The organism is Aporhodopirellula sallentina SM41 (assembly GCF_000346505.1).
Lineage (GTDB): Bacteria > Planctomycetota > Planctomycetia > Pirellulales > Pirellulaceae > Rhodopirellula > Rhodopirellula sallentina.
On sequence record NZ_ANOH01000067.1, the window covers coordinates 1 to 16,929 of the forward strand.

General features: G+C 55.4%; 13 protein-coding genes. 6 read left to right on the top strand and 7 right to left on the bottom strand.

All coding sequences use genetic code 11. The features are described 5' to 3' along the window. From RSSM_RS03570 to RSSM_RS03580, 3 genes are all read left to right on the top strand, one after another. The coding region (locus tag RSSM_RS03570; protein ID WP_044300915.1) for a siderophore-interacting protein at window positions 1-433 on the top strand (433 nt) is incomplete at its 5' end. A gap of 19 nt (window positions 434-452) precedes the next feature. After that, window positions 453-1,298: an SDR family oxidoreductase gene (locus RSSM_RS03575; protein WP_008674584.1), complete on the top strand. Its 846-nt coding sequence runs from the start codon at window positions 453-455 to the stop codon at window positions 1,296-1,298. Between the two features lie 43 nt (window positions 1,299-1,341). After that, window positions 1,342-2,754: an alkyl/aryl-sulfatase gene (locus RSSM_RS03580; protein ID WP_008674585.1), complete on the top strand. Its 1,413-nt coding sequence runs from the start codon at window positions 1,342-1,344 to the stop codon at window positions 2,752-2,754. A 76-nt stretch (window positions 2,755-2,830) separates the two neighbouring features. Here the strand turns inward: RSSM_RS03580 and RSSM_RS03585 are convergent, their stop codons facing one another. Next, a complete protein-coding gene (locus tag RSSM_RS03585) occupies window positions 2,831-3,571 on the bottom strand; it encodes a YqjF family protein (protein WP_008674587.1) in 741 nt (246 codons plus the stop codon). A 113-nt stretch (window positions 3,572-3,684) separates the two neighbouring features. Here RSSM_RS03585 and RSSM_RS03590 point away from each other — a divergent pair, with 113 nt between their 5' ends. Both RSSM_RS03590 and RSSM_RS03595 read left to right on the top strand, forming a co-directional pair. Further along, window positions 3,685-4,056, top strand: a complete 372-nt coding sequence (locus tag RSSM_RS03590; RefSeq protein ID WP_008674589.1) for a hypothetical protein — start codon at window positions 3,685-3,687, stop codon at window positions 4,054-4,056. Window positions 4,057-4,098: 42 nt separating this feature from the next. Further along, window positions 4,099-5,109, top strand: coding sequence for a hypothetical protein (locus tag RSSM_RS03595; protein ID WP_008674590.1), 1,011 nt, complete (start codon window positions 4,099-4,101; stop codon window positions 5,107-5,109). 99 nt (window positions 5,110-5,208) lie between these two features. Here RSSM_RS03595 and RSSM_RS03600 read toward each other — a convergent pair whose 3' ends face one another. From RSSM_RS03600 to RSSM_RS03615, 4 genes are all read right to left on the bottom strand, one after another. Continuing rightward, the gene (locus RSSM_RS03600) at window positions 5,209-6,771 is read right to left on the bottom strand and encodes an alpha-L-fucosidase (protein WP_008674591.1); all 1,563 of its coding nucleotides are present in this window, start codon (window positions 6,769-6,771) and stop codon (window positions 5,209-5,211) included. Window positions 6,772-6,797: 26 nt separating this feature from the next. Then, window positions 6,798-8,045: an enolase C-terminal domain-like protein gene (locus RSSM_RS03605; protein ID WP_008674593.1), complete on the bottom strand. Its 1,248-nt coding sequence runs from the start codon at window positions 8,043-8,045 to the stop codon at window positions 6,798-6,800. 381 nt (window positions 8,046-8,426) lie between these two features. Next, window positions 8,427-9,389, bottom strand: a complete 963-nt coding sequence (locus RSSM_RS03610; protein WP_008674596.1) for a substrate-binding domain-containing protein — start codon at window positions 9,387-9,389, stop codon at window positions 8,427-8,429. A gap of 8 nt (window positions 9,390-9,397) precedes the next feature. Further along, window positions 9,398-11,035 (bottom strand): sodium:solute symporter, encoded by a 1,638-nt coding sequence (locus RSSM_RS03615; protein WP_008674598.1) that lies wholly within the window; start codon window positions 11,033-11,035, stop codon window positions 9,398-9,400. A gap of 311 nt (window positions 11,036-11,346) precedes the next feature. Between RSSM_RS03615 and RSSM_RS03620 the strand changes: the two genes are divergently transcribed. After that, a complete protein-coding gene (locus tag RSSM_RS03620) occupies window positions 11,347-12,501 on the top strand; it encodes a substrate-binding domain-containing protein (protein ID WP_044300937.1) in 1,155 nt (384 codons plus the stop codon). Window positions 12,502-12,614: 113 nt separating this feature from the next. Here RSSM_RS03620 and RSSM_RS03625 read toward each other — a convergent pair whose 3' ends face one another. Both RSSM_RS03625 and RSSM_RS03630 read right to left on the bottom strand, forming a co-directional pair. After that, window positions 12,615-14,102: a sulfatase family protein gene (locus RSSM_RS03625; RefSeq protein ID WP_008674603.1), complete on the bottom strand. Its 1,488-nt coding sequence runs from the start codon at window positions 14,100-14,102 to the stop codon at window positions 12,615-12,617. Window positions 14,103-14,120: 18 nt separating this feature from the next. After that, window positions 14,121-16,907 (bottom strand): glycoside hydrolase, encoded by a 2,787-nt coding sequence (locus tag RSSM_RS03630; RefSeq protein ID WP_144059541.1) that lies wholly within the window; start codon window positions 16,905-16,907, stop codon window positions 14,121-14,123. Window positions 16,908-16,929: the final 22 nt, after the last annotated feature.

Consider the following 16,929-nt stretch of genomic DNA (forward strand, 5'->3'; position numbering starts at 1 on the left):
ACACGCCGATTGGTTTCTGCTGGCCGGCGACCTGTCCGCGTTGCCCGCCATCAGTGTCAACCTAAGCAAGTTGCCACAGAACTCAGTTGGCTACGCGGTTATCGAGGTCCCGAGCGCCGCAGATATTCAATCCCTTGAACATCCAGACAATGTCAATGTGCAGTGGGAGATCAATCCGTCGCCAAACCATGACGGAAACTTCCTTGCCTCGAAGATCAATGCGTTGACGTGGCTCGACGGAAAACCATCTGTTTGGGCGGCCTGCGAATTCAACAGCATGCGGAACCTGCGAAAGCTCTTTCAACAAAAACACGAGATCGAGAAAGACAACCTCTACCTGTCAAGCTACTGGAAGATGGGGCAGAGCGAAGAGGAACACAAAACAGCCAAACGCATCGACAACGAACAGAATCATTCCGTCAAACAATCCTGAAATCCCCAAAGAGAATAGGATGAACAAAATCGCCATCACATCAGCCAGCGGGCAATTGGGAACCGCAATTGTCAAAGCAGCAAAAGATCTAGTAGGGCCATCCAATGTGATCGGATTGGCTCGCACGCCCAGCAAAGCCAGCGACCTCGGTATCGAGATCCGTCCAGGCGACTACAACTCGCCGAGCGATCTCGAAGCATCGCTCGAGAGTGTCTCTGCGGTTCTGCTGGTTTCCGGGATGGATGCACCTGAAAAACGCATCGAGCAACATCGCAACGTCATCAATGCCGCGAAACGCGCCAACGTTCAAAAGATCGTCTACACCAGCATCCAAGGCACACAGGAAGGAACCGCATTCTCTCCCGTCGTCGCGAGCAATCGGCAGACGGAAGACGACGTCCGCAACAGCGGTCTACAGTGGGTGATCGGACGCAACGGCATCTACATCGAACCGGACATCGACTACATCGACACTTACAAGAAACACGGAGAAATCGCGAACTGTGCTGGCGACGGGATGTGTGGCTACACGACGCGCCCCGAATTGGGATATGCCTACGCACGCATGCTGACGGAATCCAAACACGACGGGCAAACATACAACCTGCATGGTGATGCGATCACGCAACAGGAGTTGACCGACTACATCAACGAGGCATTTGGATTGGATCTGAAATTTCGCTCAATGTCGGTCGACGAATATCGAGAAGACCGAACTTCCGAGCTCGGCGACTTTTTGGGCACGATCATCGCCGGGATCTACCAAGGCATCCGCGAAGGAGCCAACGACAACGAAAGCCACTTTGCACTCGCGGCGGGTCGGCCTCACCAAACCTGGCCGGCCTATTTTGCAGGACTGCAATAGCAGCATGCAGCACCGCCTGATCTCTCTTGAATCTCCTGGCACCATGCCTCACCCCATCACTCAAATTACCGCCGAAAAGATGTTTGCTATTCAACGATTGTTCATTGCCACTTCATTGGTCACGACGTTCATTTCCGGGACCGTCCTGGCTGACACACAGGTCGATCCCAAGACCGCCTTGAAGATGCTCAACGCACAGCAACAACAGTTTGAACGTCAGATCGTTAAAGTCACCGATAACGTCTTCACCGCGGTTGGCTATCACGGTGCGAATACGTCGATGATCGTGGGGACCGATGGCGTGATCATCATCGACACCCTTTTCGGGCCGAGCAGTGCGACCGAAGCCTATGAAGACCTTCGAAAACACAGCAGCAAACCCGTCAAAGCCATCGTGTATACGCACAGCCATGGCGACCACATCGGAGGCGCGCAAGCATTCGTCGGCGAAGAGCCCCCGGAGATCTACGCGACCGATAACTTTGGGATCGCCGAGGGAATCAACGAAGTCGCCGATCCCGTCAAAATGAAACGAAATATTCGGCAGTTTGGTCGGAAGCTATCGCCCGTCTATCAAACCAATCGCGGTGTAGCTCCCGCCGTGACGAAAGACGGTGACCGTGGCAAAGGTTTCTTGCCTCCGACAGTCAAAATTTCTAGCGAAGGCCTCCAAACCGTAATCGCAGGAGTACCGATCGAATTCCATGTTGGTCCTGGTGAAACTAACGACGCGATGTATATCTGGCTGCCCAACGAAAAGGTGCTCTTCGCGGGCGATAACTTCTACAGTTCGTTCCCGAACCTGTATGCCATCCGGGGAACCGCTTACCGCGACGTACTGAAGTGGTCCGAGAGCGTTGGAAAGATGGCTGAGTTGAACCCCGAGTATCTCGTTCCCGGACACACGATGCCCATTCGGGATGCCTCCACCGCAGTGGCTGCGCTGAGTAACTACAGCGAAGCGATACGAAGCGTTTACGACCAAACGGTTCGAGGAATCAACGCGGGCAAAGGCCCTGACCAATTGGCCCACGAGGTCAAACTGCCCGAACATTTGAGCAACGAGCCTTATCTGATCGAATTTTACGGGTCCGTCCCTCACGCCGTTCGAGCGATCTACGCCGGGCTGCTGGGATGGTTCGATGGAAATCCTACCACGCTGAGCCCGTTGGCCCCTAAGATCAAAGCTCGCAAAATGGCGGACTTGGCCGGCGGAACACAAAAGCTGACGCAGCAAATGCAAACCGCGCTCGCAACCGAAGACTATCAATGGGCGTTGGAGTTATCGGACCATGTCAAATGGCTGGACGATGCCGACCGAGAGTTAGCTCGCAAGGTAAAAATTGCGGCGTTGCGTGGACTGGCCGCACGAGAATACAACGCTCCCAACCGTAACTACTATCTCAGCTATGCCAACGAACTCGAGTCAGACCAACTGAGCGAGATTTGGTTCTAAAGCGCATTGAAGAATGATGTCGCCCGACTTCGAGGGTCTGGCGATCGCGTTGTCTGGTAGCAACCCAATCTGACACCTATTCGACCTCGCACCTCGATAGAGCCCATGCTCGCGCCTCGACCGGTTTTGCGACGAGCACGTGTGGGTCTCCTTCGAACTCAAACCCGAAAGGGCAGCCCATGGTGTTTCGGGTTTCACGGTAGCTCGCCTCAGCAAGTTGCCAGGGCGGATGATCGATTTCACCACGGTAAATCTTTCCGTGACGGTTAACGCTGTAGAGACAGTACCGTGCCGTTAACCAGTGCTCGAGAGTTCCTGGCGTGGCATAAAAAGTTTCGCCCGATGCTGAATAGCAGGCAGCGTACTGAGCCGTTGGTTCGCCTCGATGAGTTCGACGACTTTCGTACTCAATCTCGCCATGTGTGGATCGCTGCATCGACATCACCGCATCCTTATACGGCAAATTGAATGTCGCCCGCGCCGCTCGCACCGCGAAAGGACTTTCCGCGTCCAGCGATAAGAACCAAACTCCCGGCTTGCCGTCGATACTCACGTAAGTCCGTAAATTGAGTTCGAGAAACCGGCTCATTCTCGGCAGCGGTGGGCATAGGCGCGGAGTGACCTTCGACATCAAAAACGGCACAACGCCCACCCAAGCTTTGCCCTCCCGGGTGTCGAGTTGCAAGCCTTCGGGAAGCCACCGGCGAACCACATCAGGATCCAACGCCCAGTGCGCAAACAGCAACTCCGACCAAGTCATCCGCATCACCCAAGGTGTTTTCGGCAACGGCCAAGTTCGATCTGTTTTTTCTACCATGAGCTCAATCAAATCAGTGCACGACGCGAGGAATCGCTCGCATTATAGACATATTTCGCTGAGGCTCGTCGCGTCGTCCACTACCGTGGGATTACACAAACGCGGTAGAATTCATGGCAACATTCGAAACCGAAGCAGAACGCGGCACGAAGCAGAGGCACGATTTGACGAAGCGAGAGATTGACCAGAAGGCGGCGATCATGATCGTCATTGAACACTTCGGAAACATCGCGCCCGGCACGAAATGCTCCGCGGTCTTTTTTGATTCCGAACGAATCCGAAAAGAGAAGGAATTTCACGCTCAACTCTACAGCGAGAATGGCGTGCAGGATCCAGACGTCCTCGCGGCGATGATCGCGGCAAACGTTCCCGATGATCCCTATTGGTTGGTCTCGTTAAAATCGGGAGATGGCGCCGTTCGGGAAGTGACACACCTGCACCGCGTTGATGCACGAACGGGGAAGGTGCTCGCCGAACCGTCCTAGCCGCGCTGGCCGTTCCCATATTCCTCCATACCTGGCGATACGATGACGTGGTTTACGAAGCTTACCGGTATCAACGAAGGCTCACCGGATCAAATTCGCGAGACATTGTCCGTTGATGGTGATTGTTTGATCTGCCCCAACGGAAGGCAATTGGCGTTCGGTCGATTCGAGACACCGAAACTATCGCAGCTCCGCGTTTCCGCTGCGAACTGCACAATCGAACCAAGCGAATCCACGATCCGCGAGGTGGTCGGCAACGTCACGCACCTTCATGCGGATCGATCCAACGCCGACGCCCTCTTCCAGGTCGCGTCGCAATTCAATCTGCTGGAGATGACCAGTCCTGGTGTTACCCCAGAACAAGGCGTCGGTATTTACGAGAACGATTACACGCAAGGGCCGGCCTGCGCGATCGCATGCGGAGCCGGGACGATCTACCGTAACTATTTCGCCCACGTCGATGGTCAAATCGGACAAACGGCCAAGAAACAAATCGATTGCTCCGCCGATCTCGGGCGTTCCCTGGGCAATCGCAATGGCCGGCTATGGGGCATGCAGAACGGATACCTGCTGCCAACCGATGAAGGGTTAAGAGAAATCTCGTCGACGCTACAATCGATGTCCGAGGACGAACTCGATCAACTGCGCGGAGAACTGCGGATCGGCTGTCAGTGGCACGCCGATGTGACAATCGATGATGCCAATCACAAAGTCAGCCAAGCCTACTGTTCGGCACTTCCGGTCGCATACGGAGAACAACCGAAACCGCACTGGGTCGACTTCGCGCGATTCATACTCGACGCCGCCTACGAAGCAACGTTCTGCGCGGCAGCGATCAACGCATCCCGAACGGGAGTCAACACAGTCTTTCTCACGCTACTCGGCGGAGGCGTCTTCGGAAACGATGACGACTGGATTGTCGGCGCGATCGAACGGGCGTATGCGAAGTTTCACCAACATGGTCTCGACATCCGAATCGTATCCTACGGCAGTTCGAACCCGGTCGTTGCCAACCTGGCCAAACGACTTACAGACCAACGACTCACAAATTGATGATCACAGCACAGATAACGCTGAACATCCGGCTTGCTTCACGCGTCTGCAAGAACGAACTGAGTGAATGAAACAAATCGACGGATCGTCGTAAATTTGTTATTTGTCTACGTTGGAGCGTTCCGCTGACGACGTTAAGTCAATTCTCAGCACGACAGCATTTTCGAACGGCGGGTCCACGATCGATTCGATCCAAAGCCCTTCGACGGTCATTTGCCATTGAAGAGCCTGATCCGACCCGAGCACCGAAACCGACGCAATCTGTTCAAGCTCAGGATGCTCTGATGCATCAAGCGATCGAATCAGGACTTCCCCTGCCGGAGCCTGCAAGATCGTTGCGTAGATCACTTCGGGCTTGGCGGTGAAGCGGACATCGGTGGCGGTGAAGTCGGTGTTTTTACCCTCGCTGAGGTGACCGGTCGCGACTTTCGTTGGACCTTCGCCAAAGACTTTCCAAGGCCGCGAGCCATAGATAGCCTCGCCGTTGACTGCGAGCCAACGTCCTATCTCTCGCAGCACGTCGGCTTGTTCCTCCGGGATGCGACCGCTGCTATCGGGGCCAATGTTCAGTAGCAGGCAACCGTTCTTGCTGACGATGTCGACCAAATCGTCAATCAACGAGTTCGCAGACTTGGACTTCCAATCGTCGCAGTAAAACCATGAATTGCTGCCCACCGATGTGTCGGTCTGCCAAAGCTCGTCCAGCATTTCATCGGACTTGCTGCGTTCCAAATCCAACATGTGTGTTCCCTTGGGATACGAAGGGAATCGCAGGTTCTTGGTTTGCAAGACAGTGGTCACACCGCGTTTGCGACCGTGATTGTAGTAGTAGGCGGCGAGCTTCGGGTGATAGGGGGCAAACTCGGGGAAATCGAGCCCAAAGTCGAACCATAGAATGTCGGGTTGATAATTGTCGATGACCTCTTTGGTGCGAACCCACCACATCTCCAGGAACTCTTCGCTTGCCGGACTGCCCGGTTCGTGTAGCGGCGCATAAAGGTCAGCGAACTCGGGATTGCCCGTGTCGTACGCGGGGTCCTGTGGATAGTATCGCCAATTGAACGCGTAGTGCGACGACGCGCCAAAGATCAATCCTTGTCGCCGAATTTCATCACGCAGTTCGGCCAACAGATCACGTTTGGGACCAATCTCAACCGAGTTCCAGCGAGTGTGCGATGAGTCATACATCGCGTAACCGTCATGGTGTTCGGCGACCGGAATGACATACTTCGCACCGGCTTCGACAAACAGGTCCACCCATTGTTTTGCGTCGAAGTTCTCTGCCTTGAACAATGGGATCAAGTCTTTGTACCCAACGTCGGCAGGATCGCCATAGGTCTTTACGTGGTGCAGATATGCCGGGTGAGGCTCATTGCCCTTAATCTCGCCGGTGACATGATGCCGCTGAATCTGATCCTCATACATCCAACGCGGATACCAATCCGTGTCATGCTCCGAAACACACGACGGCCCCCAGTGAATGAAGATGCCGAACTTGGCATCCGCCATCCAGTCGGGAATCTGATACTTCTGAAGCGATTCCCAGTTGGGCTCGTAGTGCGATTCTTCCTGGGCCGTCGCCTGCACAGCCGACATCAGGAAAACGGCGAGCATTGCCAATGCGGGTGAGAACGTGGACACGGTCTTGCTGAGTTGAGACATGGGTAAATGGACGCGTAGGCGTCTCCTTAGGTGTTTTCGATCTCTTTCAGATCACAGGTTGCCCCGGGAACGTCTGGCGTGCGGTAGATGCCTGCTTCGACATGCGCCGGGTGAACAAAATGGTCGCGGAGGTGTGGGATGTATTCCAGGAAAACACGCTCATGCCCCAAGGAAATATGGTTAAACAAAACCAAATGCTGGTGCAGTTGCCCCATGTCGCCGACGTGCGGAACGACCTTCAAGCCTTTTTGCCGAGCAAGCATGCTGATCGCAATGAATTCACTAACTCCCGCGACACGGACCGCGTCAACTTGCACAAACTGCATCGCGTTGGCCTGGATGAAGTTCTTGAACATGACGCGATTGGGAACGTGTTCACCCAACGCGATCGCCGATGGGGCGATGGCTTTCGCAAGCTTTTGATGGCCCAAAACGTCGTCCGGGTGAGTCGGCTCTTCGATCCAAAACGCATTCAAGTCCGCCAGGTTCTGACACATGTCCATCGCTCGCGGAAGATTCCACGCTTGGTTGGCGTCGAACATCAGACGTGCGGAATCGCCGACCACGTCTCGGACGAGTTCGGCGCGACGAAGATCACGTGCACTGTCCGCCGACCCTACTTTTAGCTTCATCGCGGTGAATCCTGCGTCGAGTGCCTTTTTCGCGTTGGCGACGATCAGATCATCAGCGTACGCAAACCACCCGACTGATGTGTCGTATCCGGGGTATCCGTCCCGAACAACTTCCATTCGATCTTCACGTCCGGGACGATTGGAATTGAACAACTCGATCGCTTGTTCACGCGACAGCACGTCCTCCAAATAGGTTAGGTCCAATGTGTCGACGATGGCTTCGGGGGACAAATCGATCAACAACTTCCACAGGGGCACTTGTCGAGCCTTCGCCCACAAGTCAAAGCATGCATTGGTGATCGACGAAAGGGCCAGATGCACGACGCCTTTATGCGGCCCGAGCCAACGCAATTGCGGATGATCGGCCATTTCACGTGACACGGTCCCCCAGCGGCTCATCAGGTCCTCAATCTCCTGGCCAACCAATCGATCCGTAAGTAACTCGATCGCCTCACAGACCAATTGATTTCCGCCACCCAGAGTGAACGCGATACCCGTAGCGGCGTCGTTCGTGTCAGTCAGTAGACGCGTGACGGCGTATGAGTAAATCGGCTCGCTGTGAACTGCATCGACTCCTTCGCCGGGTTTCAGTGGAAAGCGAGCGTCGCGTGTTTCAACCTTCTTGATGGTTGTCATTTTCATCCGATTTTATCTGCAGTAGTTGTTGATCGCATGTGGGGATAGTCACGACACAAATCGTGAGGTTTCGTGGTGAACGGCGGTATGTTGACTCGGGCGAGTGATAAAGGATTCGGTCGTGTTTGCACAGTTGCAGACATTCGCATCGAACATTTGATCCATCAACGGTTCGGTGAGCGTCCTTAATCTTGTGTTGATCATATCGCGTTGTTTTGAGTTCACATCCCGCTGCGTCAAAGCGCTTCGGATAGGTTGGTCATCGAGGCGATGTCTGTTGATTTGATCACGTGATGTTTGCTTACAACGCTGCCCAACGTGTCATCGTGTCAAGGTAGAAAGAGCCTTTCCAATATTGCACACAACGATCTCGAAGTCGATTGGACATCACCGATAGCCTTCTTGCGTTAGACGTTCGACTTGCTCCACGTCAGATGATTCGATGATTGCCGCGCCGGCATCAACGTCTGTCGGAACAACGCCGAATCGTTTCAGCAGAGTCAACTGCACGACCGGATAGAAGCCCTGAACGTACGGCTGTTGATCGACAGTGCAGCGGATGTGTCCCTCTCGGATCAGTTGTAGGGTCTTCGGTGACAGATCAAACCCAGCAGCCCAATAGTTGCCGTCTGCAAACGATTGCTTGATCGCGCGACCGGACGCCTCGGTATCGGACTGACCGGTTGCTACGACAACACGGATATCGGGGTGGTTTCCCATCGCGTCGGCAATAACCGCGGCACCTTTTACCGAATCGTTCCCCGTGATCACGACCGTCCAGCGAATACCTTTCCGACGAAGCACATCCTGTACCCCGCGCAATCGATCTTCCAATGCACTAACTCCTTCGTCGTGCATGGTCATTAGGATGTGACTTCCCGCGTGAATGTGGGGTGACAGATATTCGCCGAGCGATTGACCGGCGGCATAAAGACGCTGGTTCACGCTAGCGATCCGTGCATTGGGCGAATCGTGGTCGTCCACGTTAAACGCGACCACTGGCACACCGGCATCAATCGCCTTCTGAACTACGTCGTCAAATGCATTCGGGTCGACCAAGTTCAATGCGATGCCGTCATAGCCATCCGCGATCGCTTTACGAACCAACTCTGCCTGCTTCTTTACATCAATGCCTTCGGTGCCGACAAATTCGCACGAAACTTTCATTGCTTCCGCGGCATCTCGCATCCCCTTCTTCACCGGTTCAAAGAATTTGCCCTCGACCGAACAAGTGATGAAAATGAATTTCAACTGATCCCGGTCCGGTTCGGTCGCGAACGTGTTCCTTGTCCAACAAGCGAACAGGCATACCATCAACATGATGGTGAGTTTTGTCGATCGATCGGTCATCAAACGCCTCACGCAAAGATCCAGTAACATGTCGCCATCAACAGTATGAGAGTTCCCGAAAGGACTCGCGGATCCCACGGGCCTTCGATGCGTTTTTCCGCAATGACCGCGAACGGATGCCGCCAGCAATATCGGTCCAACTGCGCAGCGTCCGGTGGCTTGGTCAGATAACTCGTAATCACGAACAACACGCTGCAGATGACGAATAACCACCACGCCTGCAACATGAAAGGGATCCCCCATTGTTTGGTGACCAATTGAATGGGTTCACCAGATGAATCCACCCCCAACAACAACCCCGACATCGCTGGAAAGTCCACTGCAAAGACAATCGCCCCAAGAATGAATCCAACCAGCATCGTGGTCAACGAAGCGGCCGCGGTACCGCGTCGCCAAAAGATGCCCCAAACGAACACGGTGCTGATGGGCGGTGCTAACACCGCGATCATCGCATTAATTCCCTTGAAGATCCCGCCAAACCGCTCGCCTTGCGTCGACCATGCAATCGCAAGAATCATGACGACGACCGTGGTGATTTGACCGATCCGCACCAACGCATGGTCACTGGTCTCAGGGCGAATTCGCTTGACAATGTCGATGCTGACCAGCGTCGACGTCGAATTCAATGCACCGGCAACGGTACTCATCAACGCGGCTAGCAATCCGGCGACGACAAATCCCTGCAGTCCGACAGGCAACAACTCTTGGATCAGTGTGATCAGCGTTGCATCTGGGTTTTCACCAATCTTATCAGCGAACAGGACGTACCCGATCACTCCCGGCAGCACCATCAAGAACACCGGCAGGACTTTGATGAAACCAGCAAAGATCGGACCGATCTGTGCATCACGCTCCGTCTTCGCTCCCAACACACGCTGAACGATTGTTTGATCGCTACACCAGTACCAAACCCCCAACACCGGATAGCCCAATAACATGATCCACCATGCGTATTCTCCCTCCGTGCGAATCATACTCATCTGCCCGGGTTTTGCCGCCTCGGTCAATGCCTCCAACGACGTGATACCGCGATCGTGAAGCGCAACCAATCCGAATGCGGTTACCGCGGTGGCACCGACCAGCAGCAGAACGGTTTGAATCGATTCGGTGATCACCACCGCTTTGAGTCCACCGGCAACGGTATAGATGACGGTTAAGAAGGACACGATCAAGATCGACCACAGGATGTCCATGTCGACGAAGTTCTGAAACATCACCGCGCCGGCGTATAGAGTGACACCGATGTGAATAAAGAGCGCGCCGACGACTGCCATGAAGGCAAGGAAGGTGCGCGAAGCGGGGCCATAACGGCCCTCCAGGTACTCCGGCAACGTTGAGATCTTGGATCCAAAGTAGAACGGTGCGAACACCAAACCCAACATGATCAACAAAAAAGGTGCCAACCATTCGAAATTTCCGACCACCATGCCGTCGCTGTATCCGCTAGACGCTAAACCGATCAGGTGCACCGTTGAGATATTCGTGGCAAACAATGCCAACCCTACCGTGACCCAGCCAAGCGAACGCCCCGCCAGGAAGTAACGGGCACTCGATTCGGTCTGTCGTCGCGACATTACCACTCCGATCAACGTAATACCCAGCAGGTAAACGATGATGATGGTCAAATCGATCCAGTGTATTTTCATATCCGCCAATCTGCGTGCTGACTCCCCGGTCCATGCGTATTCCGATCAACTGAACACCTGCGATTGGTAACAGATCGAGGGCGTTGCTGACGCCTTAAACAGGAAATTTCCGTGGATCTGGCTCCATTGTAACCGACAAGCAGTGTTGTTGAATTTCAGAGCTCGTCAGCATACATTCGTTTTTGCCGCAACCGAGAAGCGCAGCAGAAATCGCTCGCGTTCCCTGATCGGTGGTGGCCCTCGATTAGGTTGATAGCGACGATCGACTACAACCGCATAGGCGGTTTTTGATGCCCAATGATTCACAAGTCATGACGCGCGTTCCACGTATCTTGCTGCTGATCGAAACTTCCAAAGCCTATGGACGTAGGCTTCTCGAGGGCATCGGTCGCTACGCCGAAACGCATGGTCGCTGGTCGATGTACGTCGAAGAACGTGGGCTTCATGATCGCCAACCCGCCTGGCTGAAATCGTGGCAAGGCGATGGGATCATCTTCCGCAGCATGGCCCCGTCGATGATCAATGCGATTCGTACCAGTAACGTTCCAGCGGTGGATACGAATTCCAAGATCACTGATCACGGGTTCCCACTGGTGTACGCCGACGAACAGGCGATCGCTAGGGTCGCCGTGGAGCATTTTCGCGGACGCGGTTTTGTGAACGTTGGCTTTTGTGCGATTGAAAACGATCCGTGGGTGACGCTGCGGCACGACGCATACCAGGCGGAAACGACGCGGCATGGTTTTCACTGCCATTGTTGGTTGGCGCCCAAGGCGAATGCCGGTCATGGTTGGGAACGGCAGTCGCGTCAATTATCGAGTTGGGTAGACGGTTTGCCCAAACCGATCGCGATCTTTGCCGCCAACGATGTGGCCGGCATGCGATTGGTTGATGCGTGTAACCGTGCCGACGTCGCCGTTCCCGAACAAGTTGCCGTCCTGGGAGCGGACAACGACGAAGTCTTGGACATGCTGACATCGCCGCCACTTTCCAGCATTGATCCGGATGCTGCCCGAATCGGATTCGAAGCGGCTCGGTTGCTGGACCGGATGATCAGAGGCGAACCATGGCCCGCTGAGCCGTTGCTGATTGTTCCCGCCGGGGTGGTGTCACGTCAGTCGACTGACATCACGGCGGTAGATGACCCTCAGCTGGCGGTCGCATTGACCTTCATCCGACATCACGCCTGCGATGGCATCTCTGTTGATGACGTAACACGCGTGGTCGATGTATCCCGAGCGACGTTGGAGCGTCGTTTCGCCAGCCATTTGAATCGCACCCCCAAGGAAGAGATATTCCGTGTCCGAATGGAACACGTCGAGCGTTTTGTGACACGGACCGACGACTCTCTAGCCGAAATCGCGGGCCGAACGGGCTTCGCCACCGCCTCACATCTCAGCACAGCGTTCAAGCGCACCTTCGGAAAGCCACCCAACGATTACCGGAAAGATGCCAATCGCGGTTGAAACAGAGATCAAAACGTTACGGCGTTTTTCGGAAACATCGGGTGATGCTCCCCGCCTTAAGGAAGCAAGCGTACGTGCGGTTGCTCCGCTCGATCTGTTGGTCAGTGCCAAACCTATTCAAACGGCAGGGTCAGTGTTTGGTCATAGCCAACGCGTTTGCGTTTTTGCACGTAGTCGCGAGTTCTGCGGAAGATGTCTTGATCGTCCGTGATGCGTGGGTCGCCCGTTTGACGTTGGTATTGTTCCAGTTGGCTGGAAAGCGATGCGATGTCGTCGGTGTATTGCGGATCATCGATCAGGTTGTGTTGTTCCCACGGATCATTCGCGACGTCATAAAACTCTTTGGCAATCGGAGTCGCCCACTGAGATCCGCCGATGTTGCCGTAGCGAACGATGTAAGAAAATCGATCATTGCGGATACTGCGGCTGGATCGTGAAGCAGGATCGAATTCGCCGTGCCATTCCAATCCGGTGACCACGCTGCTTCGGCTCGGATCGATTCGGCCGGACTGTTCGGACCGCAGAATCGGAACCAGACTTTTCCCCGACATACCATCGGGAACGGGAATCCCGGCCAACTGTAGGAACGTGGGTGCCAGATCGATCAGGCTAACGAAGTCGGTCACGGTTCGGCCGCCAGGCATCTTTGCCGGCCAGCGGATCGCCAGCGGAACATGGACACCGTTGTCATAGGGTGAAGCCTTGGCCCGCAGGGATTCGCCGTCCAGAACCACGCTGCCGTTGTCCGATGTCACCACGACCAGCGTATTGTCGTCTTGTCCGGTTCGTTCCAATAAATCCAACATCCGCGACAGTTGCTGGTCGGCGTAGGCGATTTCATACAACGTGTTGCCGCGTTCGATCCGATTGGCTTCGGAATCGTCCATCACCGGCGGCATCGGTACGGTGTCGGGCGACATGCCGAACTGGTCGGCCAAGCGTTGATGGTTTTGATCGCCGTAGGGGCCATGCGGTTCGTGAATGCCGGCCCAGAAGAAAAACGGTTGGTCCTGATCTCGGTCGTCCAAGAATTGCCGGAAGTTTTCGGCGTAGTCGATCGGGCTAATCCCCGGGATCGGTTCAGGTAACTCAATCGCGTCGTACGTCTTGCCGATCATCTGATCGTGACTTTCGTCGATCGTCACCCCGGGGCCCCATCCTTTGCCGGTATTGCCGACGTGGTAACCGTGCCGAGCCAACACATGGGTAAACAACGGAATTTGCTGTGGCACGTACGCTTGAATGAAAGCACCTTGACGCAGTTCCCAGAAGTTGCGACCGGACAAGATCGACGCACGCGACGGGGCACAGGACGGCGCGGACGTGAATCCGTGCGTGAACAACGCCCCTTCTTTTGCAACACGATCAAACGCCGGCGTGGGCAAGTCCGACCAGCCATGGATGCTGCGTTCCAACCAGCTTTCGTCGTCCGTGATGAACAGCAAGATGTTCGGCCGGTCGCTATCGTCCGCTCTGGCCGTCCCCGTCAACAAGCCGACAAACATCAAGCTGACAAACATCAAGCTGACAAACATTACGCCGGCACAGTAAGCCCGGCGACGAATCATCCATCGACGGTACATGATTTCAATCGCATGCATGGTATTTTCCGCGGAACGTTACCGCCGGTTCTGTGGGGAGGATTCGGATCGGTCGGGACGAAGGTCCAGGCAATAACTGCCCGACGCGGCGGCAGAGCACCAGATGCGATCGGGTTTGCCGCTGTCGAATGCGATATCGCTTAACGGCATCGGACCGCGACCGAGATTGATTTTGAACCAATCCGATCCGTCCCCCGCTGCTCCGCCGGTGGCCGTGATGTAGGTGCCTTGGTTCAAGTTATTGATGCTGCTAGTTTCTCGCGTCGCCACCAAGACCCATTGGACGCTCCGCGGGCTGGTCGCGACTTGCGCACAGAACGGATGGTCAAAGATCATCGTCCAGTCGTCAGGGCGGTATCCACCGTTGGGTTTATAGTCAGCGATCCAAACGCCGCCTTCGCCCCAGTCCGCCACGTCGCCGTCTCCACCACCGGCGATCAAGATCTTCGTCGCCCGGTCGTCTTCGACGTGCAGATAGACGTCCCACAGCGAACGAATGCCCGGCGGGATGGCTTCGGTCGTCCACGACGATGCACCGTCGGACGTGCGGTAAAGTCCACCGTCGGTGAATCCCTTGCCCGGGGCTTGGTAACGTTTGGCGGCGGCGTACAGAACACGGTCGTCGTCCGGTGCGACCACCAAGCCTTTGACACACACGCTGTCGTTGCCGACCGCTTTGCCATTGATCCGACCGGCGGCAGTGACGGGCAACCCGCGATTCACACAAGTCCACGAAACGCCGTCGTCGGTTGACTTGTAGATGCCTTTGCGAGCCGTTTGGCTGTAGATGCGTGTCTGTCCCATCGGAAAGTTGTCTGCATCGACGACCTCGGCCACGGCATAGATCGCGTCTTTGGTGACACGCAGGTTTCGCCAATAGACCATGTCTCGCAGCGCCGTTTCGTCCGGAACGACGATCGGTTCGCCATTGATCGCGAACGACTGGCCGTGATCGGTCGACTTGCAAAAGTTGCCACGACGCGGCGAGAAGAAATAGAAGACGTCCGGATCGCTGGGGTGCTGGGCCAGCGTGGTTGGGGCGATGTAGGGCATGCCGGGGGCCCATGACGGACCGTGATCGACCAAGCCGGGCAGTTCACGAACGCCGGGGACGCCGGGGAAGTCTGGATGTGTTTGGTCGGTGGTTTTCCAAACGGATTCTTCTTGTTGTAACAAGAACATTTGACCGCGGCGATGAATGTCGGGCACCACGGCATAGGCCCCCAAGTCACCATTGCCGTGACCAAAGTAGACTTCGCCGACTTGGGTGTTATCCACGCTGATCCATTGGTCGGCATCAAAGTCATACTTCACGGTGTAGTAGCCCTTGTCGACGCTGGCAAACACGGTCCCATCGGCGGCGATGGCCGCCGTACGGCATCCGCGTATGTCGTACTTGTACGAATCCGGATACTTGTTGTCGTGAACTTGCGGGTCGATGTTCCGATTCAAACGATCGGGTTGTCGCTGGGCCCAATACGCGTCCTTTTGGAATCCTGTTCCCAAACGTGACGCGGCGAACCAAGAATCACCGCCGTTGTTCGATGCCCAGATGGCTCCGGTCACGATGCTGACAAAGTTCGGACGTGTCCCGTTGGCCAAGAACAAGCGATCCGGGTTGGTCGGGTCGCACAGGATCTCGTTGAAGTTGGGGAAATAAGATTTGGGCAGCTGAATCTTGGCTTCTTCTCCGTTTTCGAAGTCGAACCAAAACTTGACGAAAGATCGAAAGCGGTTGATCGGGATCTGCAAAGCTTTCAAGTCCACTCGCAAGTCCGATGTCTTGTCGATCCATCCGGTTTGTGTCGTCGCGGTTTGCGGTGATGGGGTGACGAACACGCCGCCGGACGATGCGATCGTTTGTCCGGCGACGGCATAGGTGGCTTGCTGCAACACACACAGCCGAAACGTTGAACCGTCCCAATTGGCGTCCATCTTGCAACAGCCCGACAAGATTCGTGTCCATGGCGATGTGGCATCATCACGCCGGTAGACGCCCGTCGATGTCGCTGCGAACAACATGTCGGGATAGCGGTCGACATCGGGATGACACAACAGATCAAACACCGACGTCGCGTTATTCATCCCATCGTTCGGAATCGCCGTGATGGTTCGATCGTCGCTGGTGATCTGCGTGATCTTCCAAACCTTCGCCGCCGACGCGTCGATACGTTCGATCGGATTGGGGTTCGCGGCGGTACGAATTTCCGCGACGTCGATCCCGTTGGCGACGTACCAGGTGCCACGTTCCGCGGGATGCGCGACCGCGGTGTACCAGGGCGAATCGGGTTCGCGACCTGATGCGTACTTGGTGATCGGATGAAAACGTCGGCCGCCGTCGGTGCTGACTTCGATCCGTTGACTTGGACGAGCCCATTGGCCGACGTATCGCAAGCTGACCACAACAGATGGATCCTTCGGATCGCTGGCCACACACACGTCGCTCAACTCTTGGCGGCGTCCCCAAACGCCATCGGGCGGGATGACTGATTCCCAGTGCAAACCACCGTCGGTGGTCAGATAATCGTTGCCCATGTCGGGTGTCACCCAGACTTTGTCGGGATCGACCGAATCGGTGTGAATGCGGCGATTGCTGCCCGCCATTCCCGGCGCGACTTGTTTCCAAACGAACCGAGGGTCCGAATCAATTTGCCGCGTCTTCAATTCGGCAAAGGTCCATCCGTCGGCCCGCAGGGAAGAGCCCAAGACTAACCCAATCAGTAAAAGGATCTGCAACGGCAGTAATCGACGTGTGTTCATCGCGAAGATTTGCATCGGTTGTGGCAGGATGGTGCGATCGGTCATGACCGGCATTGCCGGCGACGGT